Origin of the sequence: Streptomyces sp. SP18BB07 (assembly GCF_036322545.1) — a bacterium.
In the GTDB taxonomy this organism is placed as follows: Bacteria; Actinomycetota; Actinomycetes; order Streptomycetales; family Streptomycetaceae; genus Streptomyces; species Streptomyces deccanensis.
In genome coordinates this window covers 108,879-127,956 of sequence record NZ_JAQYWT010000367.1, presented here as the reverse complement: position 1 = coordinate 127,956, position 19,078 = coordinate 108,879, and the positions used below count along the sequence as shown (strand labels likewise).

Below are 19,078 nucleotides of genomic sequence, written 5' to 3'. Positions count from 1 at the left end.
GGTGCAACGCGTTGTGGGAGAGCATGGCGGAGACGTAGGTGACCCAGACACACGGGGGTGGACACGACGTGAAGTTCGACATGGGGGCGACGACCCTGGCGGAGCTCGGGAAGAGCACGCTCGGTTCGAGCGACGACCTCGGGACCCTGATCCAGCTGCTGATCAGCGCGGCGGAGCCGCTGGAGGGCAAGTTCAACGGCGCGGGCAAGGTGGCGTTCGACTCGTTCAAGAACCGCGCGGACGAGATCACCGCCGATCTCAACGGCTCGCTCGCCGCGATCCTGGGCGGTCAGTCGGGCATGGACAACGCGTTCGGCACCGGTGACGTGGAGTCCCAGGACAACGCCAACCAGAACATGGGCCTGGCCAACTTCGACGCGGCCCGCTTCGGCGCCCGCTGAGCAGCGACGAGCAGGAACGAGGGGGAAGTACTCATGGCTCAGAACCAGGACCGCCGTTCGTACGACACCGGGGCCTCCGGCGAGGTGCAGACCGCGCTCGGCACGATCGTGGGGCAGTTGGAGCGGGTGCTCGGCGACCGAGACGCCGCTGTCAAGGCCGCGATGACCGAGTTCCAGGCGGACGGTGTCTCGGACGACTACCACGGCAAGGAAGAGCGCTGGAAGAAGGCGGCGGGCGAGGTCCGCGAGATCATCCGCCTGGTGCGCACCACGCTCGAACAGAACGACGGCACCGCCCAGTCCACGCTGGCCAAGGCCCGCGCGGCGGTCGACCAGATCGGCTGACCGGGCGGCGCTGAGAGAGAAGTGAACGGGTTCCGTAGCCGTGGCAGCGCAGGATTACGACAGCCAGTTGCTGGAGTCGGTGTCGGTGCGGCGTCGACGGCTGCGGGACGCCCTGTTGTTCGGGGCGCAGCGGCAGCGGCGCTCGGTGGACGAGCGGGTCGGGAAGGTCTTCGCCGGGATCGTCATCGCGGCGGTGTTGTGCGCGGGGTGTGTGGGGTGGTCGTTCGTGTCGAACCGCATCATCGGGAAGAGCCCGTACGGGAGTTCGGTGCAGCCGTCGGGGACGCCGTCGGTTACGTCGTCGGTGACGCCGTCGGTGACGCCGTCGCCATCGGGCTCCCCGTCGGTTTCCACAGCCCCGACCAGCCCTTCTTCCCGGTGATAGGTTCGAAAACGTGATGTCTACGGGGACGTTGGGTGAGACCACGGGTGGTGCGCGGACGGCGCTCAGCCGGGTCACGCTGGTGGGTGAGCGGCGGCGGGTGGACCTCGTGCTGCCGTCGCGGGAACCGGTCGGGCTGCTGCTGCCGGAGATCATGCGGCTGCTCGACGACCAGGTGGGCGAGCGGCCCGAGTTGCGGCACCTCGTCACGGCGGACGGTTCCGCGCTGGCGCACGACAGCACCCTGGAGACGGCCGGGACACCGGACGGCGCCGTGCTGCGGCTCGTCCGGGCCGAGGACGCGCCGTCGGCACCCGTGGTGCACGACGTCACGGACGAGGCTGCCGAGGATCTCGACGGCCGGGGCCTGCGCTGGGGGCCGGCCGCGCGCCGGGTCACCGCCGGGCTCGCCACGGTCGGCTGGGCCGTGGCCGCCGGGGTGTTCGCACGGGGCGCGTACGAGCCCCGGGTCGTCGCCGGCGCGCTGCTCGGGGTCGCGCTGGTGGCGGCGCTCACGGGTGCGCTGCTGGGGCGGGCCGAGAAGCGGGGCCTGGCCACGACGTTGATCGCGACGGCCGGTGCGCTGGGGCTGCTGGGCGCGTCGACGTGGGCGGAGGCACAGCGGTGGTCCGGGATGCCGCAGGCCGCGGCCATGGCGGCGGCCGGGGTCGGCACGCTCGCCCTGCTCGGGCTGTTCACTCCGCTCGGGCGGGGTGGGCTGGTGGGGGCGGGGGCGCTGGCCGGGGTCTCGGTGTGCTGGCTGGGAGTCGCGGCGGCGGTGTCGGGTGAGCTGTCGTTGTCGGTGGCCCAGCAGGCCGAGGTGGGCGCCGTGCTGGCCGTGGTCTCCGTGGTCGTGCTCGGGCTGCTGCCCAGGCTGGCGCTGATGGCTTCGGGGCTCTCCGGGCTCGACGACCGGCGCTCCGGGGGTGCGTCCGTGAGCCGGCTGCAGGTGTCGGCGGCGTTGACCGCGACGCACCGGGGGCTGGCGCTGGCGACGGTCACGATGGCGGTGTCGGCGACGGCGGCCGGGGTGTTCGCGCTGCGGGCGCCCACCCGGTGGACCGTGCCGCTCGCCGTCGTCACCATGGTCGTCCTCGCGCTGCGCGCGCGGGCGTTCCCGCTGGTCGCCGAGGTCGTGGTGCTGCTCGGCGCGGCGGCCGTGCTCGCGGTGCGGCTGGTGTCGGCGTGGCTGGACCACTCCGGCGGGGCGGCCGGTCCGCTCGCCGTCCTCGTCGTGCTCGCCGCCCTGCCGCTGCTGGTGCTCGCCGTGCAGCCCGCCGAGCATGTGCGCGTACGGCTCCGGCGCTTCGGCGACACCCTCGAATCGATCGGCGTCATCGCCCTGTTCCCGCTGCTCATCGGGGTGTTCGGCGTGTACGGACGACTGCTCGACACGTTCGCTTAGGAGCTGGGGGCCGCACATGGCGCAGGCAGGGGACTGGCAGCGGGATGTGCTGCGCGAGCTGGGCCGAGAGGAAGCGGTCGGCGGGGGCGACCACGCGGCCCCCGAGCCCCCACAGCCACCGGCCCGCCGTGCCGAACCGACGCTGAGGCTGGTGCGCTCGGCTCCGCCGGAGCGGCCGGAACCGGAGGGCCCACCGGAGGGGGCCGAGCCGGTGGGCGGGCCCGCGGGGGGCGAACTGCCGGGGGACGCGAGGAGGGCTGGGGACGGCCCGTTCGCCCGATCGACACCGGCCCGGGTGACACCTGCCGAGCAGCCGACGCCTGGTGCGCAGCCGCCGGTGCAGGGGGTGCCGGCCGTACAACTGCCGGGGCAAGCAGCGCCGTTCGCGCAACCGCCGGTTGAGCCGATGCCTGGTGCGCAGCCACCGGTGCAGGAGGTGCGGGCCGTACAGCTGCCGGGGCAGGCAGCACCGTTCGCGCAACCGCCGGCTGAGCCGATGCCTGGCGGGCAGCCGCCGGGGCAGGGGGTGCCGGCCATGCAACTGCCGGGACAGGCAGCACCGTTCGCGCAACCGCCGGTCGAGCCGATGCCTGGTGCGCAGCCACCGGTGCAGGAGGTGCGGGCCGTACAACTGCCGGGGCAGGCAGCACCGTTCGCGCAACCGCCGGTCGAGCCGATGCCTGGCGGGCAGCCGCCGGGGCAGGGGGTGCCGGCCATGCAACTGCCGGGACAGGCAGCACCGTTCGCGCAACCGCCGGCTGAGCCGATGCCTGGCGGGCAGCCGTCGGCTCAGGAGACACCGGCCGCGCAGCTCCCGGGGCACGCAGCTCCCTCCGCCCAGCCGCCCGGGCAGGCAACTCGCTTCGCACAGCCGCCGGTTGAGACGTCGCCCGGTGAGCCGGGGTGGGCCGGTGATGCGGCTCAGCCCGGGCCCCCCGCAAGCACCCCTCGGCCCGGATCGCCCGTGAACCCCCCGGCGCCCGCGCCCTCCGACACCCCCTCGGCGCCCGCCCCGCGGCACGGCCACTCGCCGCAGACCCCCCTGCACGCCCCCGATTCCGTGCCCACCATCGATCCGCGGCTCGCGCATGCGCTCGGGCGGCCGCAGCACGGGGAGTCCGTGGCTCGGCGGACGGGGCGGTCCATTCGGAAGCTGGCGGGGTCGGCCGCGCAGGACGTCGCCGAGGAGACGCGGATCGCGCGGGAGTTGCAGCAGCCGGTGACCACCGGGCGCGTCATCGCGGTGACGTCGATCCGCGGCGGGGTGGGGAAGTCGACCATGGCCGCACTGCTGGGACGGACGTTCAACCACTACCGCCACGACCCGGTGCTGACCCTGGAGGCCGACGCCGCGCTCGGCACCCTGCCGGTGCGGATGGGCGCCGACTCGGTGCGCTGGGCGGCGGCCGACCTCGCGCGGATCCTCAACCCGGCCATGCAGCTCACCGATGTCACCGGGTACCTGGTGCCGGTGGCCGACGGCGGCTGGCTGCTGCCCGCCAGCCAGGGCCGCGTCGGGGCCCCGCTCGACATCCGTACGTACCGCACCGTGACCCTCGCGCTGCGCCGCTACTTCGCGGTGACCGTCGTGGACTGCGAGACCCTGCCGGGCGAGGTGGCCCGTACCGCGATGGACACCGCCCACGCGCGTGTGGTCGTCGCGCCGATGACCGCCGAGGGCGTCAACGGCACCCGCCAGGTCCTGGACTGGCTCGGCCAGTTGCCGCACTCCGCGCTCTCCTCGACCGTCGTCGCGTTGACCGCCAACTCCCCCGACGTCACGCTGGACCGCGCCACGGCCGTCGCCCACCTCAAGGAGTCCGGCGTCCATGTCGTCACCGTCCCCTACGACCGCCACCTCGCCCAGGGCGGCCCGATCCGCACCGCCCTGCTGGGCCGGGAGACCCGCGCGGCGGCGATCACGCTGGCGGCGGAGGCGATGACCCGCGCGGTGAGGATGCGATGAGCCACGACAGCCACCACGGCCGTCACCACCGCAGCCACGGCTCCAGCCCCAGCCATCGCCGACGCACCGCCCGCCCGTATGGAGAAGAAGGGGTCCGTTCGTGACCCAGGAGTTGATTCACCGGCCCGCTCGGAGCACTCGGCCGCTCGGTGCCGCCGGGGCCCGGACGATCGAGCCGCCGCCGAACCTCCCGGAGGGCAAGGCGGGGACGGCGGCCACGGCGCTGCTGCCGATGGCCGGAGTCATGGGCTCGGTCGTGATGATGACCGTGATCCGCAACAGCCAGTTCGCGGCCATCGGCGCGATGGTGCTGGTCATCGCGCTGCTCGGAGCGGTCGCCCTCTTTCTCTCCCAGCGCGGCAAGGCCCAGCGCACCCGGCGTACGCAGCGTGAGCGGTACCTGGAGTATCTGGAGGAGCTGCGCGAGGAGTTCGGGGCGGAGGAGCGGGAGCGGCGGGCGCTCGCGCGGGTGCTGAATCCGCCGCCGGAGGCACTGTACGACCTGGTGCGCGCCCCCGCCCGGCTGTGGGAGCGACGGCGGCAGGATGTGGACTTCCTGCGGGTGCGCGTCGGCACAGGTGACGTGCCGGTGGCGAACCTGGCCATCGGGCAGAACCAGGGCGGGGTGATGACCCCGCCGGACCCGTTCATGCTGAACGAGGCGCGGGCGCTGCTGGCCCGCTACTCGGTGGCCAACGACTGCCCGATCACAGTGCCGTTGGACCGCGCGGGCAACGTCAGCGTGGTCGGCGACCGGGAGGGCGTGCTGCGGGTGGCCCGCGCGCTCCTCGTCCAGGTCGCCGTCTCACACGCGCCCGACGACGTGGCCGTGGCGCTCGGCGTGCCGGGCGAGCGGCTGGCGGACTGGGAGTGGGCCAAGTGGCTGCCGCACGTGCTGGACGCGCAGGAGCACGACGGTCCGGTGGCGGCCCGCCGGATCGCGGCGAGCCTGCCGCAGCTGGCCCGGCACTTCCGCCACGAGCTGGGCCGGCGCGCGTCGTACGCGGCGGAGGTCCGGCGAGGGCTCGCCGACCGCAAGGCGCTCGGGCTGGCGTCCCGCATGCTCGTCGTCAGCGACGAGTACGGGGAGACGGCCGCCGAACTGCCGCGCCCCGACACGGCGGTGGGACTCGCGGACATGGGCGTCACCGTGCTGCACCTGCTGGCGGAGCAGGTGCACGAGCCCGATCAGGTGTCGGTGCGGATCACCGTGCGGGGCGAGCAGGTCGTGGTGGAGGACCTGCGCGCTCCGGACCCCTCGGCGATCGGGGCCCCCACCGCCGTCCCGCCCGCGCACGGCACCTGCGACCAGGTCACCGCCGCCGGTGCCGAGGGCCTCGCCCGGCTGCTCGCGCCGCTCCGGCTGTCCGCGGAGTCGGCCGCCGAGGGCACCCCGGTCACCGGCCCCGTCGACTTCCCGGGCCTGCTCGGCATCGACGACCCGGCCCTGCTGAACCTGCACGACCTCTGGGCGCCGCGCGGTGACCGCGAGTTCCTGCGGGTACCCATCGGGGTGACGGACCGTCATGAGCCGGTGCTGCTCGACCTCAAGGAGTCCTCGGAGCTGGGCATGGGCCCGCACGGGCTGTGCGTCGGCGCGACCGGCTCCGGCAAGAGCGAGCTGCTGCGCACCCTCGTGCTGGCGCTGGCCGCCACCCACTCCCCCGAGGACCTGGCGCTCGTCCTGGTCGACTACAAGGGCGGCGCGACCTTCGCCCCGTTCACCGAACTCCCGCACGTGGCCGGGGTGATCACCAACCTGGAGAACCAGGCCGGCCTCGTCGAGCGCGTGCACTCCAGCCTCGCCGGCGAGGTCAAGCGGCGCCAGCAGGTGCTGAAGGACGCGGGGAACGTGGCCGACATCGGGCACTACGCCGCCCTGCGCGCCACCCGGCGCCCCGACCTGGACCCGCTCCCGCACCTCTTCGTGGTGATCGACGAGTTCGGTGAACTCCTCACCGCCAAGCCGGACTTCATCGACCTGTTCCTGTCCATCGGGCGCATCGGCCGGTCCATCGGCGTGCATCTGCTGCTGTCCAGCCAGCGCATCGAGGGCGGCAAGCTGAAGGGGCTGGACACCTATCTGTCGTACCGGCTGGGGCTGCGCACCTTCTCCGCCGACGAGTCGCGGACCGTCCTCGACACCACCGACGCCTTCCATCTTCCGCCGCTGCCGGGCTTCGGCTATCTGAAGGTGGACACGTCGACGTACGAGCGGTTCAAGGCGGGCTATGTGTCGGGCGCGTACCGGGGTCCGGCGCTGGTGGCGCAGGAGGACGACACGCCGCTGGCCTGGCCGTATCCGACGTACAACACGCTCGGCGGTGCGCCCGCCGCCGGTGAGGCCGCCGAGGAGCCGAAGGCGACGAAGCGGGAGACCGGGCCGACCGTGATGTCGGTGATGGTGGACCAACTGGCCGCCGCCGCGCGGCCGGTGCGGCGGATCTGGCTGCCGCCGCTGCCGGACGCGATCACGCTGGACGCGGCGGCCGGACCCGTACGGGTGGACGAGCGCGGGCTGCGCCTGGCCACCGGGGAAGGCCCCTTGCGGGTGCCGCTCGGGGTGCTGGACGACCCGGCGAAGCAGTGGCAGGGGAACTGGGTGCTCGATCTGACGGTCGCGGGCGGGCACGCGGCGGTGATCGGCGGCCCGCAGTCCGGCAAGACGACGCTGCTGCGGACCCTCGCGCTGTCGCTGGCCACCACGCACACGCCCGCCGAGGTCGGCATCTACGGACTGGACCTGGTCGGCGGCGGACTCTCCGCGCTCTCCGGGCTGCCGCACGTCGGCGGGATCGCGGGGCGGGCCGACCGGGAGCGGGCCGCGCGGACGGTCGCCGAGGTGCGGACCATGCTGGTCGAGCGGGAGGAACTGTTCCGCGAGCACGGGATCGATTCGGTGGACCAGCTGCGGCGGCTGCGCGCCCAGGGCAGGCTGCGGGAGCTGGGCTCCACCGACATCGTCCTGCTCATCGACGGGTTCGGCGCGCTGCGCGACGAGTTCGCCGAGCTGGACGACACGGTCGTGGAGCTGCTCAAACGCGGTGGCGGCTACGGCATCCATGTCGTCGGGGGCATGCTCCGCTGGAACGACGTACGGATCGCGACGCAGTCGATGTTCGGGACGCGGGTGGAGCTGCGGCTCAACGACCCGAGCGATTCGAGCGTGGACCGCAAGCTCTCCGAGACGCTGTCGCCGGACACCCCGGGACGTGTCCTGACCGACGGCAAGCTGTTCGCGCAGGCGGCCCTCCCCCGCCTCGACGGGCGGCCGTCGACGGGTGATCTCGCCCCGACGCTGGAGGACGCGGCCCGCACGATCCGCTCCACCTGGCACGGCGAACTGGCCGCGCCCGTAAGGGTGTTGCCGACCCGGCTGGCGTCGGACCGGCTGCCGTCGGTGGTCGCCGAGCCGCACCGGGTGCCGATCGGGGTCGACCAGGACGCCCTGGCGCCCGCGCTGCTGGACCTGTTCGGCTCGGACCAGCATCTGCTGATCCTCGGCGACAACGAGTGCGGCAAGACGAACCTGCTGAAGCTGGTCGCGGCGCGGCTCGTGGAACGGTACTCGGACGAGGAGCTGGTCTTCGGCGTGTTCGACCCGAGGCGCGGCCTGCGGGGTGTGATCCCGGAGCCGTACCGGGGCGGTTACGCGCACAACGCGAAGCTCGCGGCGGGGCTGTCGAGCGGGATCGCGAACGAGCTGGAGAAGCGGATGCCCGAGAGCGCCGATCCGGACGCGCTGACGGACGAGCCCGCGTTCAAGGGCCCGCGGATCGTGATCCTGGTCGACGACTACGACATCCTCACCACCGCCGGGCAGCAGCCGCTGGCGCCGTTCCTGCCGTATGTGTCGTCGGCGCAGGACATCGGGCTGCACTTCGTGATCACACGGCGGGTGGCGGGCGCCTCCCGGGCGATGTACGAGCCGCTGCTGCAGACCCTCCGCGAGACCGGTACGGCCGCGCTGCTGATGACCGGCGAGCGCAGCGAGGGCCAGCTCTTCCCCGGCCTGTACGCCTCGGCGCAGCCGGCCGGGCGGGGCACGCTGGTCCGCCGGGGCCGGCCCCACCAGCTGATCCAGACCGCACTCGACAGCACCGCACACGACAGCCCACGCGACACCGCACGCGACAGCACCGCACACGACACCGCACTCGACAGCGAGGAGGGCGACCGCCCGTGACCAAGGACGTCATCGCCCTCACCCCGAAGATGCCGGATGTGTGGGCCCTCATGACGAGTCTGTACGCCGGTGGCTCCGACCTGGACCTGTCGGCGGCGGCCGAGGGCGCGGTCGTCCAGTTGCACGGGCCCGGTGGCCGCCCGCTGGTGTCCGTGGAGTCGCCGGTGCTGGTCCAGGTGCCCGGTGAGGCGGAGCGGCTGCTCGGGCAGGCCATGGAGGTCCCGTTCTGGTGGACGGAGGCGCGGGCGTCCACGGCCGTCCCGGAGGCGGAGCGGCTCGCGGGGGTGGTGTGCGGGCGGCTCAACGCCCTGCTGGGCGGCGCGACCTGGCCTGCCGGGGCGGCGAGCACGCAGGTGGTCGACGTGTCCGCCGTGCCGTCGGCGGGGTCGGGGCAGCCCGCCGTGGACGTGGTGACGGACAACGCGGCCGTGGTCCTCATCGACCGGCCGGTGGTGGCGCTGACCAGTTGGCTCGCGGAGATCATGCGGACGGCGGCGGTGTCCCGGCGGTCCCTGCAGATCGTCACGCCGCGTGGCGTACGCCTGAGCCCCGCCGCCCGGACGACGCTGGCGCGCGTCCCCAACCGCTGGGTCGTCCAGGACCCGGAGTGCGGGTACTACGACGGGTTGTCGGGGGCGGTGCTGCGCTGGCGGGACGGCGCGTTCTCACCCTCGCTCGCGGAGGACGGGACGGCGGCGGTGGCGGCCGCGTTCACACGCGCGGCGGAGGGCTCCGCGGAAAACCCGGCCGACACCGCGTCGCGGAACGCCGCCGAGGAGCCGCCCGGCCGGCAGTTGGTCGTCGCTCTCCGTACGGTGCACAGGGCCGACGAGCACCTGTTGCTGGGCGGTGCCCTGGAGGCGGCCTGGAAGGCGCTGACGGGCACGGCGCCGGCGGGCTGGGGCACGGCGGAGCCGGTCAACCTCCCTTGGTCGCCACGGCAGTTGACCGACCTCGCCCGGGAGCGGGCGCCCGAACCCTCGCATCTGATCGTGGTCGGCACACCGGACCGGCCGGCGACGGCGACGGTCCGGGTGACGCGGACGACGAAGGGCGTGGAGGAGGACGCGGTCCTCGCGATCGGCTACGCGGCCGGTGAGGACCCGCCGCTGGACCGGATCGAGGCGCTGGCCGACACCCTGGTCCGGGAGCACGGTCTGCGGACCATGCTGACCTCGGTGCGCGTGGCCCGCGCCGACCTGACGACCGCGCCCCGGCTGGAGGGCCCGCCGATCCCGTACGCCTTCACGCTCGGCCCGGACGACGTCCACACCATCGGCCTGGACCACGCCCGCCGCCCCCCGGTGGAGGTCCGTGCGCGGCACCTCGGCCCGACGTCCCGCCCGGCCCTGCACTACGCCCTCGGCGACGGCACGGACCCCGCCTCCTGGGCACGGCTCCAGCAGCTCACGGCCCATCTCAGGAGCGATCATTCCCGGCCAGTCACCCCAGCCCAGCAAGGGTGACTCGCGTCACTAACTCAACGACCAATAAGAGCAGTACGAGCTCTGACGGGTGAGGGATTTACCGGCCTGACCAGGGTCCCTAACCTCCCGGAAACAGCTGCCAGCAGGCACGCGCCAGGAGGAGAACCATGGCCAGATCCAGCCAGACCAGCACCCGACGCATCGTCGTCACCGCGTGCGCCGCGACGCTCGCGCTCGGCACCCTGGCCGCCTGCGGCGGTGCCGACACCGACGCGCCGAAGGTGGCGGAGAACAAGATCTCGGCGGGCAAGGTGCCGGACTACTACCCGGCGGACTACGCCGACCTGATCGCGGCGGCCGAGAAGGAGGGCGGCAAACTCACCGTCTACTCCAACCTCGGCGACGAGAACATGGCGCCGATCGTCCGGGACTTCAAGAAGAAGTACGACTTCATCAAGACGGTCTCCGTCAACGAGCTGGACAGCGACGAGCTGTTCCAGAAGACCCTCTCCGAGAACGCGGCCGGCTCCTCCCCGGCGGACGTGCTGATCTCCAGCGCGGCGACCGCCTGGTCGGACTTCTCGGCCCGCAAGGGCACGGTCCTGGAGTACAAGTCGCCGGAGCTGGAGGAGCTGGGCGCGAGCGCCGAGCTGCTGCCGAGCGTGTACTCGCTGTCGCAGGACCCGATGACGATCGCGTACAACACGTCGCTGATGGAGACCCCGCCGACCACCCTGACGGACTTCGCCGAGATCGTGACGGGCGACGAGGGCAAGTACAAGAACAAGGTGACGGTCCGCGACCCGGAGGGCTCGTTCGGCTTCACCGTCACGCGGGCGCTCACCGAGGGCAACCCGGAGGCGTGGAAGGACCTGGAGAAGATCCTTCCGCTGACCCGTCCGGAGACCTCCTCCGGCACCCAGCTGGAGAAGATCGTCGCCGGTGAGTACACGGCCGGCTTCCTGATCAGCGCCTCCCCCGCCTACCCGGTCGTCGAGGACAGCGCCGGCCTGGTGAAGATCGTCTTCCCGAAGGACGGCACGGTCGTCCTGCCGCGCGGCATGGGCATCGCCGCCGAGGCGCCGCACCCGGCGACCTCGAAGCTCTTCATGGACTTCGCCCTCTCCGAGGAGGGTCAGCGCGCGGTCGCCGAGGGCGGCCTCGCCTCGTACCGCGACGGTGTGAAGGGCGAGGGCCTGCACACCTACCAGGAGGTCGTGGACGCGGTCGGCGAGGAGAACATCATCCACGTCAAGTACGAGGCGGTCTCCAAGGACGACTCCGAGGCCTGGCTGGAGCGCTTCGACGGACTCCGTAAGTAGACGGACTCCGTAGGCAGGCAGCTTTCAAGGACGATCGGAGTCAGCTCAGATGTCAACCCTCACCCAGCCACCCCGCACACCGGCGGACGAGACACCCGCGGAGACGTTCCGACCCCCGCGCTACCGCCGCCCCTTCGGCATCGGACGGGACACGCTCGTCCAGTACGCGGTCCTGGCGTTCCTCGCCGTGCTGGTGCTGGCCCCGATCGTCCCGACGCTCTACCAGAGCATCCGCAACCGCCCGCTCTACGAGGCGGGCGGGGCGTTCACCCTCAGCGGCTACACCGACCTCTTCACCAAGGCGGGCTTCGGTGAAGTCGCCCTGAACACCCTGCTGTTCGCCTCGCTGACGACGGTCCTGAGCCTGGCGATCGCCATCCCGATGGCCATCGTGGTCGTACGGACGAAGCTACCCGGCGGGCGGCTGATCGCCCTCGCCATGCAGTGGCCGTTCTTCATCTCGTCGCTGATCCTGGGCTTCGGCTGGATCATCATGTACGGCCCGGCCGGGTTCGTCAGCGTCAAGGTGCAGCAGCTCTTCGGCTCGGTGCCGTGGAACCTGTACTCGATCCCCGGCATGGCGCTCACCGAGGCCGTGGCGCTCGCCCCGATCGCCTACGTCTTCTGCGCCAACGCGCTCAGGCAGTCCGACGCCTCGCTCGAATCCGCCGCCCAGGTCTGCGGCGCGGGTCCCTTCCGGATCCTCGCCCAGGTGATCGTGCCGCTGCTGCGGCCCCCGATCGTGTACTCGGCGATCCTCGTCTTCTCCGTCTCCATCGAGACGCTGAGCGTGCCGCTGCTGTACGGCCAGCCGGTCAGCATCGACGTCTTCTCAACGTTCCTCTACCACAACGGACTTCAGTCGGTGGACCCCGACTACACGATGCTGGGCGCGGCCTCCACGGTCATCCTCGTGGTCACGCTGAGCCTGGTCGCCGTGCAGGCGAAGCTGCTGAAGGACGCGGCGCGGTTCGTGTCCGTGCGCGGCAAGGTCGCCCGGCCGCGCAAGCTGGACCTGGGCTGGCTGAAGTGGGTCAGCATCGCGTGCATCTGGTTCTACGTGATCGTCGGCGCCCTGATCCCGATCGCCGGCCTGGTGATGCGGTCCTTCACGCTCGTCTTCACGCCGCTGCAGTCGCCGTTCAGGACGGTCACGACGAAGAACTACGAGATCGTCTTCGACTCCGACAACTACGTGCAGTCGCTCTACAACAGCATGATCGTGGCCGGGGTCGGCTCGGTGGTCGTGTCCGCGCTCGCCGTGTTCGCGGTGATGGTGGCCCGGCGGTCCACGTTCCGCTTCGGCCGGGCGGTCGAGTATCTGGCCCTCATCCCGCAGTCCCTGCCCGGCATCATCATCGGTATCGGCTTCTTCTGGGCCTTCGCGCTCGCCCCGTTCGGGATGGGATCCGTCCTCCAGGGCACGATCTACGCCGTCATCATCGCCTTCGGCATGCGGGCCCTGCCCAGCGCGTTCGGCTCGGTCGCCCCGGCGATCATGCAGCTCGGCGGCGAGCTGGACAACGCGGCCCGGGTCTCCGGCGCCGACTGGCTGATGACGTTCTTCCGCGTCCTGCGGGCTCTGATCACACCGGCGTTCGCGGGAGCCCTCGTCCTCACCTTCGTGATCATGCTCAAGGAGTACTCCCCGGCCGTCTTCCTCTCCTCGGCCGACAACAACATCCTCGGCACCACCATGCTCAGTCTCTGGACGCAGGGCAGGGCCGGATCCGTCGCCGCGCTGGCCACCCTCCAGATCGGCATCACCGCGGTCTTCGTCGCACTCGCTGGACTGCTCATGAAGGGAAAGCACCATGCCTGAGGTGACCGTCAAGAACCTCGCCAAGACCTTCGGCGACAACTCCGTCCTGCGGGACGTCACCTTCACCATCAAGGACGGCGAGTTCTTCACGCTGCTCGGCGCGAGCGGCTGCGGCAAGTCGACGACGCTGAACTGCATAGCGGGGCTGGAGCAGCCGACGGAGGGCTCGATCGCGGTCGGCGGACGGACGTTCGTGGACGCCGGAGCGGGGGTCTTCCTCCCTCCCGAGGAGCGCAATCTCGGCATGGTCTTCCAGTCGTACGCGCTGTGGCCGCACATGACCATCGCGAAGAACCTGGCCCTCCCCCTCAACATCCGCAAGGTCCCCAAGGACAAGCAGAGGACGTTGATCCACGACGCCCTGGACAAGGTGGGCCTCGCCGCGCTCAGCGGCCGCTACCCCCACCAGCTCTCCGGCGGCCAGCAGCAACGCGTCGCGCTGGCTCGGGCGTTGGTCTACTCCCCGACGGTCCTGCTCCTCGACGAGCCCCTGTCCAACCTGGACGCCAAGCTCCGCGAGCAGGCCCGCGCCTGGCTGAAGCGGCTCCAGGAGGAGCTGGGCATCACCACCGTCTACGTCACCCACGACCAGGACGAGGCACTCGCGCTCAGCGACCGGATCGCCGTCATGGAGGGCGGCAACATGATCCAGATCGGCACGCCGCACGAGATCTACGAGAAGCCGGCCGCGCCCGCCGTCGCCGCGTTCGTCGGCCGCTGCAACTTCCTCACCGGCAAGGTCGTGAGCGTCGACGGCACCCGGCACACCGTGCTCCTCGACGCCAGCGGTGAGGTCGTCCGGGTCGACAGCGACCGGCGCGTCCCGACGGGCGACTCCGTCACGGTCGCGGTCCGCCCCGAGCGCCTGGAGGTCGTGGCGTCGACGGACACGCCGGCGGGCGTCAACCGCCTCGACACCCAGGTCATCACCAGCTCCTACGTCGGCTCCCGCTACGAGTACGACGTCCGCCTCGGCGACCAGGTGGTCCAGGTCCTGAGCGCCAACGGCGGCCTGGCGGGCGAGGTGGCCCTGGTCTTCGACCCGGGGCACGCGCTGCTCTACGCGGACAAGGTCGAACTGCCGGAGGACCAGCGGGACTTGCTGACGGTGACGTCGTAGCCGACCCTCCGGGGGGGGAGCCTACGAGTGGTGAGGGTGTCCCAGGCCCGCGTCCCGCGCGAGAGCCGCCGCCTCCGTGCGGGACCGGGCGTGCAGTTTCGCCAGGACGTCGCTGACCCGGTTGCGGATGGTCTTCTCGGACAGGGAGAGGCGGCGGGCGATGGACGCGTTGTCCAGGCCGCGGGAGATCAGGTCGAGGGTCTCGCGCTCGCGGTCGGTGAGGTGAGGAAAGGGGAGGGCGGACCGGGCGGCCGGTGGGGTGGCGAAGTGGGTCAGGACGCGCTGGGCGATCCGCGGGCCGAAGACCGCTTCGCCGCGGGCGACACCGAGCAGGGCGCGGTGGACGTCGGCGCCGTCCGACTCCTTGAGCAGGTAGCCCCGTGCGCCGACGCGCAGGGCGGCGAAGACCGAGTCCTCGTCCTCGTCCATGGTCAGGATGAGCACGGCGATCCCCGGATGGGCCGTGGTGATCCGGGCCGTGGCCTCCAGCCCGTTGACGTTCGGCATACGCAGGTCCATGAGCACGATCCTCGGCCGCAGCCGGTCGGCGGCGGTGACGGCTTCCGCGCCGTCGGACGCCTCACCGACGACCGTCACATCCGGGAGATCGGCGAGGACGGTGGCCATTCCGGCCCGGAAGACGGGATGGTCGTCGACGACGAGGACCGTGACGGGGACGGGGACGGGGGCGGGGGCGGGGGCGGAGTGGCTCACCTCTGCTCCCCCACCGGGAGGCCGGCCCGTACGAGGGTGCCTTCGCCGGGCGCGGTCGTCACGTCGAGGCGGCCTCCGACCTCGGCCGCGCGCTCCCTCATGCTGTGGAGTCCGACACCCGCCCTGTGCTTGGGCGGAATACCGCGCCCGTTGTCGCGGATCGACAGGATCAAGACGGTGTCCTCCATACGGGCGGTCAGTTCGAGGCGGCCGGCGGCGCTGTGCCTGACGGCGTTGGCGACCGCCTCGGCGGCGATGGCGTAGGCGGCGACCTCGACGGCGGCCGGCAGACTGTGGCAGGCGCCGTCGATGCTGCTGTGGCAGGCCGGTGTGTCGTATCCGGCCAGCAGTTCCCGCAGGGCGCCGGGCAACCCGAGCTGGTCGAGGACCGCGGGCCGGAGCCCTTGGACCACGGTGCGCAGATCGGTGACGGTGGAGCGAAGCCTGTCCCGAAGCGTCCTGACGCATTCCGCGAGATGGGGGTCGTCGATGCGCCGGGCGAGGGCGTCGAGCTGGAGGGCGGTGCCCGCCAGGGAGGGGCCGATGCCGTCGTGGAGGTCCGCGCGCAGCCGCCGCCTCTCCTCCTCGCGCACCGACAGGATGCGTGACCGGCTGCGGGCGATGTCCTCGACGAGACCGGCGGCATAGGCGAGTGTTCCGGCGCGGTCCGCGACCTCTTCGACCGCGGCCTGCTCCTTCGCCGTCCAGGGGTCGTTGGCGCTGCGCCGCCCTACGCGCAGTACACCGAGTTCGCGGCCCAGGGCCCGGCAGGGAAAGGACCGCCAGCCCGCGCCGGCCACCGGGCTGCCGGAGGCCGTCGCCACGGCGGGGCTGTCGAAGGCCGTGTAGGGCAGCCGCAGCGCGGACCGCAGGGCGTCGACGAGATGCTGCATGGCTTCCACGGGCTCGCCGGCCGGAGCGACTCGGCGGCCGACGTGGGCGACGACGGCGTACGGATCGTGGCGGTGCCCGAACAGCGTCCGGTCCACGGCCGCCTGGACGGTGCCGCGACCGTTGGCCGCGATCAGCGCGGTGAAGGCGATCAGGCAGGTCCCCGTCAGGGACCCGGGCGCGATCAGTCGCGCACCGGCGACGACCCCGGCGTACACCCCCAGGACGAGCGCGCTGAGGAGGGTGAAGACGATGGCGCGGCCGAGGACGAGCTCCACGTCGAACAGTCCGTGCCGCAGCATGGCGACCGCCACGCTCGCGGGCGGGCCGAGCAGCCCGACCAGCATGACGAGGTCTCCGACCAGAGCCGGTTGCTCGACATCGTCCAGGAGGAGGGAGAAGAAGGAGAACACCATCAGCAGCCCGCCCAGCATCAGCCACTGCAGTTGGGCCCGTTCGGCGCCGGTCGCCGCTCGGGTACGCAGGACGAGGAGAACGGCGGCCGCGAGGGTACCGCCGAGCATGGTGGCCGCGGCGCAGGTGAACATCACGACGTGGAGCCACTCCCAGCCCGCGATCCCGAGAGGATTGGGGACACCGGGGACGGGGTCGGTGCCACTGGGCCGGAGCATCGTGGCCAGCGTCCCGATCCCGGCGACCGTGACGACGGCCCAGGCGCACGCCCGTCGCGGCGCCGTTTCCAGGCGGCCGTACGGGAAGAGCAAGGGCACCAGGGGTGTGGCGAACCAGTAGCCGACGAAGCCCCAGCAGCCGACCCAGGCCCCCACCTCCCAGCCGGGAAGGGGATCGGCGGCGACCAGACGGCTGTAACCGGCGTAGTAGGCCAGCAGGTGGTACGGCCCGATCATCGCGGGCAGCAGCATCAGCCAGCAGACGGGATTTCGCGGCCGGCCCCTGGCGACGACGGCGCCCACCAGCGGCCAGACCGTGCCGAGCACGAGGTCGGACCAGTACAGGGGTGTGACGGCGATCCGTTCAGCCAGCCAGCCGTGCACAGGCACTGTCGCCACGCAGCCCGCCGTGCCCAGCCCGCGATGCCGTACGCGGTGTGACGCAGTACCCGGTCCCTTCGACTCACACCCACATGTTCCCGTAATGAGGGCCTTTACCGGGCGTGATCCGGCAAACCGTCCCGGTCGTACGGGACCCGGGTCCCTGGGCGGCGGGACCCGTCCCCCGCGACAGTCGGATCGGTAACGGACCGGCCCACACAGGGAGTTGACGCGTATGACCACCATCGATCCGGATGCCCGCCCGGGGCGCATGGCGCGAGAGGACGGCAACGGGAGGGCCAAGTGGCCCCTGTACGGGGTCGGAGCGGGCCTGCTCGGAGGAGTCGCCACGGTCCTGGCGGACGTCCGGGCCGGCACGGTCGAACGGACCCCCGTCGAGGCCTCGGTCCTGGACGACGTGAGCCGCTCCGTGGCGCATCTCGGGCTCGTCGCCGGGTTCCTGACGGTCTCCCTGCTCCTCGTACTGGCGGCGGCCTGGCGGCGTCAGGTCGAGCCGCGGGTGCCTTCCAGCACCGCCGCGTACGTGGTCAGCGGCGCCCTGACGGCCTCGGCCGCGGGACTGACCTACGGCTACGGCTGGAAGGGCGCCCTGGCGATCTATCTGCCGGACGGTCTGAACGAGCGGTCCTTCGGCGACGACGGGCTGTTCGTCTACTTCATGCTCAACGACTTCGGCGGGTACATCGGCTGGCTCGGTGTCGTGGTCGCGGCCGGTGCGGTGGCCTGGATGGCGTTGCGCGAACGCACGATCTCACGGTGGATCGGCTGGTTCAGCGTCGTGCCCGTACTGGCGGTCGTCCTGTTCGCGGGCATCACCGGCCTTCCCGGCTTCCAGGGCGTCGTCGGCCCCGTATGGATGCTGGTCACCTTCCTCGGACTGGCATGGGGGCGCAGCGCGATCGTCCGCTGACACGACCCCGTACGACCTCGTACTTCAGGAGACCTTCATGCTGCCCCTCTCCCTTGCCGCCCGCCGCGGCGCCGTGTGTGCGGCGCTTCTCATAGCCGCGCTGCTGACCACGAGCGCCTGCGGGCCGGACTCCTCGCCGAACGACTCCGGAGACACTTCGACCTACGACTACACGGAGGAACCGACGGACGAGCCCACGGAGGAACCGACAGAGGATCCGACAGAGGGGTTCACGGAGGAACCGACGGAGGAACCGACCGATGAACCTACGGAGGAACCGACCGAAGAGCCGACCGAAGAGCCCACTGAGGATCCCACTGAGGAACCCACGGAGCTCATCGAGCCGGTCGAGGCGTCGGTGCCCGAGAGCGTCGTCGGTGTCTGGTGCGGCGGCAGCAACGCCGAAGGGCACTGGACGTATGAGTTCGCCAGTACCGGTGAGTTCATGGCGAGCAGGGGCAGCGCGGGGTTCTCGGGTGTTGTCGTCAGCGACGCCCAGACCATGACCTTCCACGTGCCGGGGGAGTCACCTTTCGTATCGTCCTGGGAAGTGGTTCAGGACCCCGTCCTGGGACCTCTCCTCTTCCTCGACGGCTACAGCTACCTGCCCGGGAGCTGTAACTCCTAGCCGCCTGACCAGCGACAGCCAGCGGGGCAGGTCGATCTCGGCCAGGATCGTCTTGCCGGGCGGTCTGCGGTCCTGGACCTCCCAGCGGTCGGCCAGCGCGTCGACGAGGACCATGCCGCGCCCGTCCTCGTCCAGGGGGCGGGCCTGTCGTACGGCGCCTGGGCCGGGCGGTAGGCGTTCGGCTCGGGTGTCGGTGATCTCGATGCGGAGGGAGCCGGTGGGCAGCGAGAGGCGCAGTTCGAAGTCCCGGCCCGGGACGCGGCCGTGCGTCACCGCGTTGGCGGCCAGCTCCGCCACGACCACCGCCGCCCGCTCCGACTCCTCCGAGCCGTAGCGGATGCCCCAGGCGTGCAGCTGTTTCAGAGCCTGGTGTCTCGCCAGGCGGGCCCCCAGCGGGGTCGAGCTGAAGCGTCGCGTGAACGTCGGGGCCGTGAGCGTGTGTCGCGCGGCGGGCGGTGCGGTCATGTCGCCAATGTGGCCTGCGGAAAGGCCCGTTCGCCAGCACCGCGCCGCGTACGCTGCGTG

General features: G+C 72.0%; 15 protein-coding genes. 11 read left to right on the top strand and 4 right to left on the bottom strand.

Translation table 11 applies throughout. From position 1 onward, the window contains the following. The first annotated feature begins 68 nt into the window (after positions 1-68). Together PUR53_RS44125 and PUR53_RS44120 are read left to right on the top strand one after the other, a co-directional pair. Complete coding sequence (locus PUR53_RS44125; RefSeq protein WP_184893891.1) at positions 69-401, top strand: hypothetical protein; 333 nt, start codon at positions 69-71, stop codon at positions 399-401. A 33-nt stretch (positions 402-434) separates the two neighbouring features. Next, the gene (locus tag PUR53_RS44120; protein ID WP_005486398.1) at positions 435-746 is read left to right on the top strand and encodes a pore-forming ESAT-6 family protein; all 312 of its coding nucleotides are present in this window, start codon (positions 435-437) and stop codon (positions 744-746) included. Positions 747-800: 54 nt separating this feature from the next. Here the strand turns inward: PUR53_RS44120 and PUR53_RS44115 are convergent, their stop codons facing one another. Next, positions 801-1,100 carry a hypothetical protein gene (locus tag PUR53_RS44115; RefSeq protein WP_329912249.1) on the bottom strand — a complete coding sequence of 100 codons (300 nt, stop codon included), beginning with the start codon at positions 1,098-1,100 and terminating at the stop codon, positions 801-803. A 44-nt stretch (positions 1,101-1,144) separates the two neighbouring features. On the opposite strand from PUR53_RS44115, the gene eccD reads away from it, so the two are divergent. The 7 genes from eccD to PUR53_RS44080 all read left to right on the top strand — a co-directional run bounded on the left by eccD (position 1,145) and on the right by PUR53_RS44080 (position 14,376). Next, positions 1,145-2,533 (top strand): type VII secretion integral membrane protein EccD, encoded by a 1,389-nt coding sequence (gene eccD / locus PUR53_RS44110; RefSeq protein ID WP_329912248.1) that lies wholly within the window; start codon positions 1,145-1,147, stop codon positions 2,531-2,533. A gap of 964 nt (positions 2,534-3,497) precedes the next feature. Next, positions 3,498-4,499: a type VII secretion protein gene (locus PUR53_RS44105; RefSeq protein ID WP_329912247.1), complete on the top strand. Its 1,002-nt coding sequence runs from the start codon at positions 3,498-3,500 to the stop codon at positions 4,497-4,499. A gap of 100 nt (positions 4,500-4,599) precedes the next feature. Next, on the top strand, positions 4,600-8,685 hold the full coding sequence (eccCa, locus tag PUR53_RS44100) for a type VII secretion protein EccCa (RefSeq protein ID WP_329912246.1): 4,086 nt from the start codon (positions 4,600-4,602) through the stop codon (positions 8,683-8,685). Next, positions 8,682-10,151 carry a DUF6177 family protein gene (locus tag PUR53_RS44095; protein ID WP_329912245.1) on the top strand — a complete coding sequence of 490 codons (1,470 nt, stop codon included), beginning with the start codon at positions 8,682-8,684 and terminating at the stop codon, positions 10,149-10,151. Before eccCa ends, PUR53_RS44095 begins: the two co-directional genes overlap by 4 nt. 128 nt (positions 10,152-10,279) lie before the next feature. After that, complete coding sequence (locus tag PUR53_RS44090; RefSeq protein WP_329897249.1) at positions 10,280-11,434, top strand: ABC transporter substrate-binding protein; 1,155 nt, start codon at positions 10,280-10,282, stop codon at positions 11,432-11,434. 49 nt (positions 11,435-11,483) lie between these two features. Further along, positions 11,484-13,256, top strand: coding sequence for an ABC transporter permease (locus PUR53_RS44085; protein ID WP_329912244.1), 1,773 nt, complete (start codon positions 11,484-11,486; stop codon positions 13,254-13,256). Then, positions 13,249-14,376: an ABC transporter ATP-binding protein gene (locus tag PUR53_RS44080; RefSeq protein ID WP_239754448.1), complete on the top strand. Its 1,128-nt coding sequence runs from the start codon at positions 13,249-13,251 to the stop codon at positions 14,374-14,376. Before PUR53_RS44085 ends, PUR53_RS44080 begins: the two co-directional genes overlap by 8 nt. Before the next feature lie 21 nt (positions 14,377-14,397). On the opposite strand, the gene PUR53_RS44075 is transcribed toward PUR53_RS44080, so the two are convergent. Continuing rightward, positions 14,398-15,090 (bottom strand): response regulator transcription factor, encoded by a 693-nt coding sequence (locus PUR53_RS44075; RefSeq protein ID WP_329912243.1) that lies wholly within the window; start codon positions 15,088-15,090, stop codon positions 14,398-14,400. Then, positions 15,087-17,012, bottom strand: coding sequence for a sensor histidine kinase (locus PUR53_RS44070; RefSeq protein ID WP_329912242.1), 1,926 nt, complete (start codon positions 17,010-17,012; stop codon positions 15,087-15,089). Before PUR53_RS44070 ends, PUR53_RS44075 begins: the two co-directional genes overlap by 4 nt. Before the next feature lie 217 nt (positions 17,013-17,229). Between PUR53_RS44070 and PUR53_RS44065 the strand changes: the two genes are divergently transcribed. Together PUR53_RS44065 and PUR53_RS44060 are read left to right on the top strand one after the other, a co-directional pair. Further along, a complete protein-coding gene (locus tag PUR53_RS44065) occupies positions 17,230-17,925 on the top strand; it encodes a hypothetical protein (protein WP_329897254.1) in 696 nt (231 codons plus the stop codon). A 37-nt stretch (positions 17,926-17,962) separates the two neighbouring features. After that, positions 17,963-18,553 carry a PT domain-containing protein gene (locus PUR53_RS44060; RefSeq protein ID WP_329912241.1) on the top strand — a complete coding sequence of 197 codons (591 nt, stop codon included), beginning with the start codon at positions 17,963-17,965 and terminating at the stop codon, positions 18,551-18,553. Here the strand turns inward: PUR53_RS44060 and PUR53_RS44055 are convergent. After that, a complete protein-coding gene (locus PUR53_RS44055) occupies positions 18,452-19,018 on the bottom strand; it encodes an ATP-binding protein (RefSeq protein WP_329912240.1) in 567 nt (188 codons plus the stop codon). The two genes, PUR53_RS44060 and PUR53_RS44055, sit on opposite strands and share 102 nt — an antisense overlap. Positions 19,019-19,078 lie beyond the last annotated feature (60 nt).

Coding starts and splice junctions, on each gene's coding strand:
- PUR53_RS44080 (WP_239754448.1), top strand. CDS start 13,249: ATGCCTGAGGTGACCGTCAAGAACCTCGCCAAGACCTTCGGCGACAAC.
- eccD (WP_329912248.1), top strand. CDS start 1,145: ATGTCTACGGGGACGTTGGGTGAGACCACGGGTGGTGCGCGGACGGCG.
- PUR53_RS44085 (WP_329912244.1), top strand. CDS start 11,484: ATGTCAACCCTCACCCAGCCACCCCGCACACCGGCGGACGAGACACCC.
- PUR53_RS44090 (WP_329897249.1), top strand. CDS start 10,280: ATGGCCAGATCCAGCCAGACCAGCACCCGACGCATCGTCGTCACCGCG.
- PUR53_RS44060 (WP_329912241.1), top strand. CDS start 17,963: ATGCTGCCCCTCTCCCTTGCCGCCCGCCGCGGCGCCGTGTGTGCGGCG.
- PUR53_RS44120 (WP_005486398.1), top strand. CDS start 435: ATGGCTCAGAACCAGGACCGCCGTTCGTACGACACCGGGGCCTCCGGC.
- PUR53_RS44065 (WP_329897254.1), top strand. CDS start 17,230: ATGACCACCATCGATCCGGATGCCCGCCCGGGGCGCATGGCGCGAGAG.
- PUR53_RS44055 (WP_329912240.1), bottom strand. CDS start 19,018: ATGACCGCACCGCCCGCCGCGCGACACACGCTCACGGCCCCGACGTTC.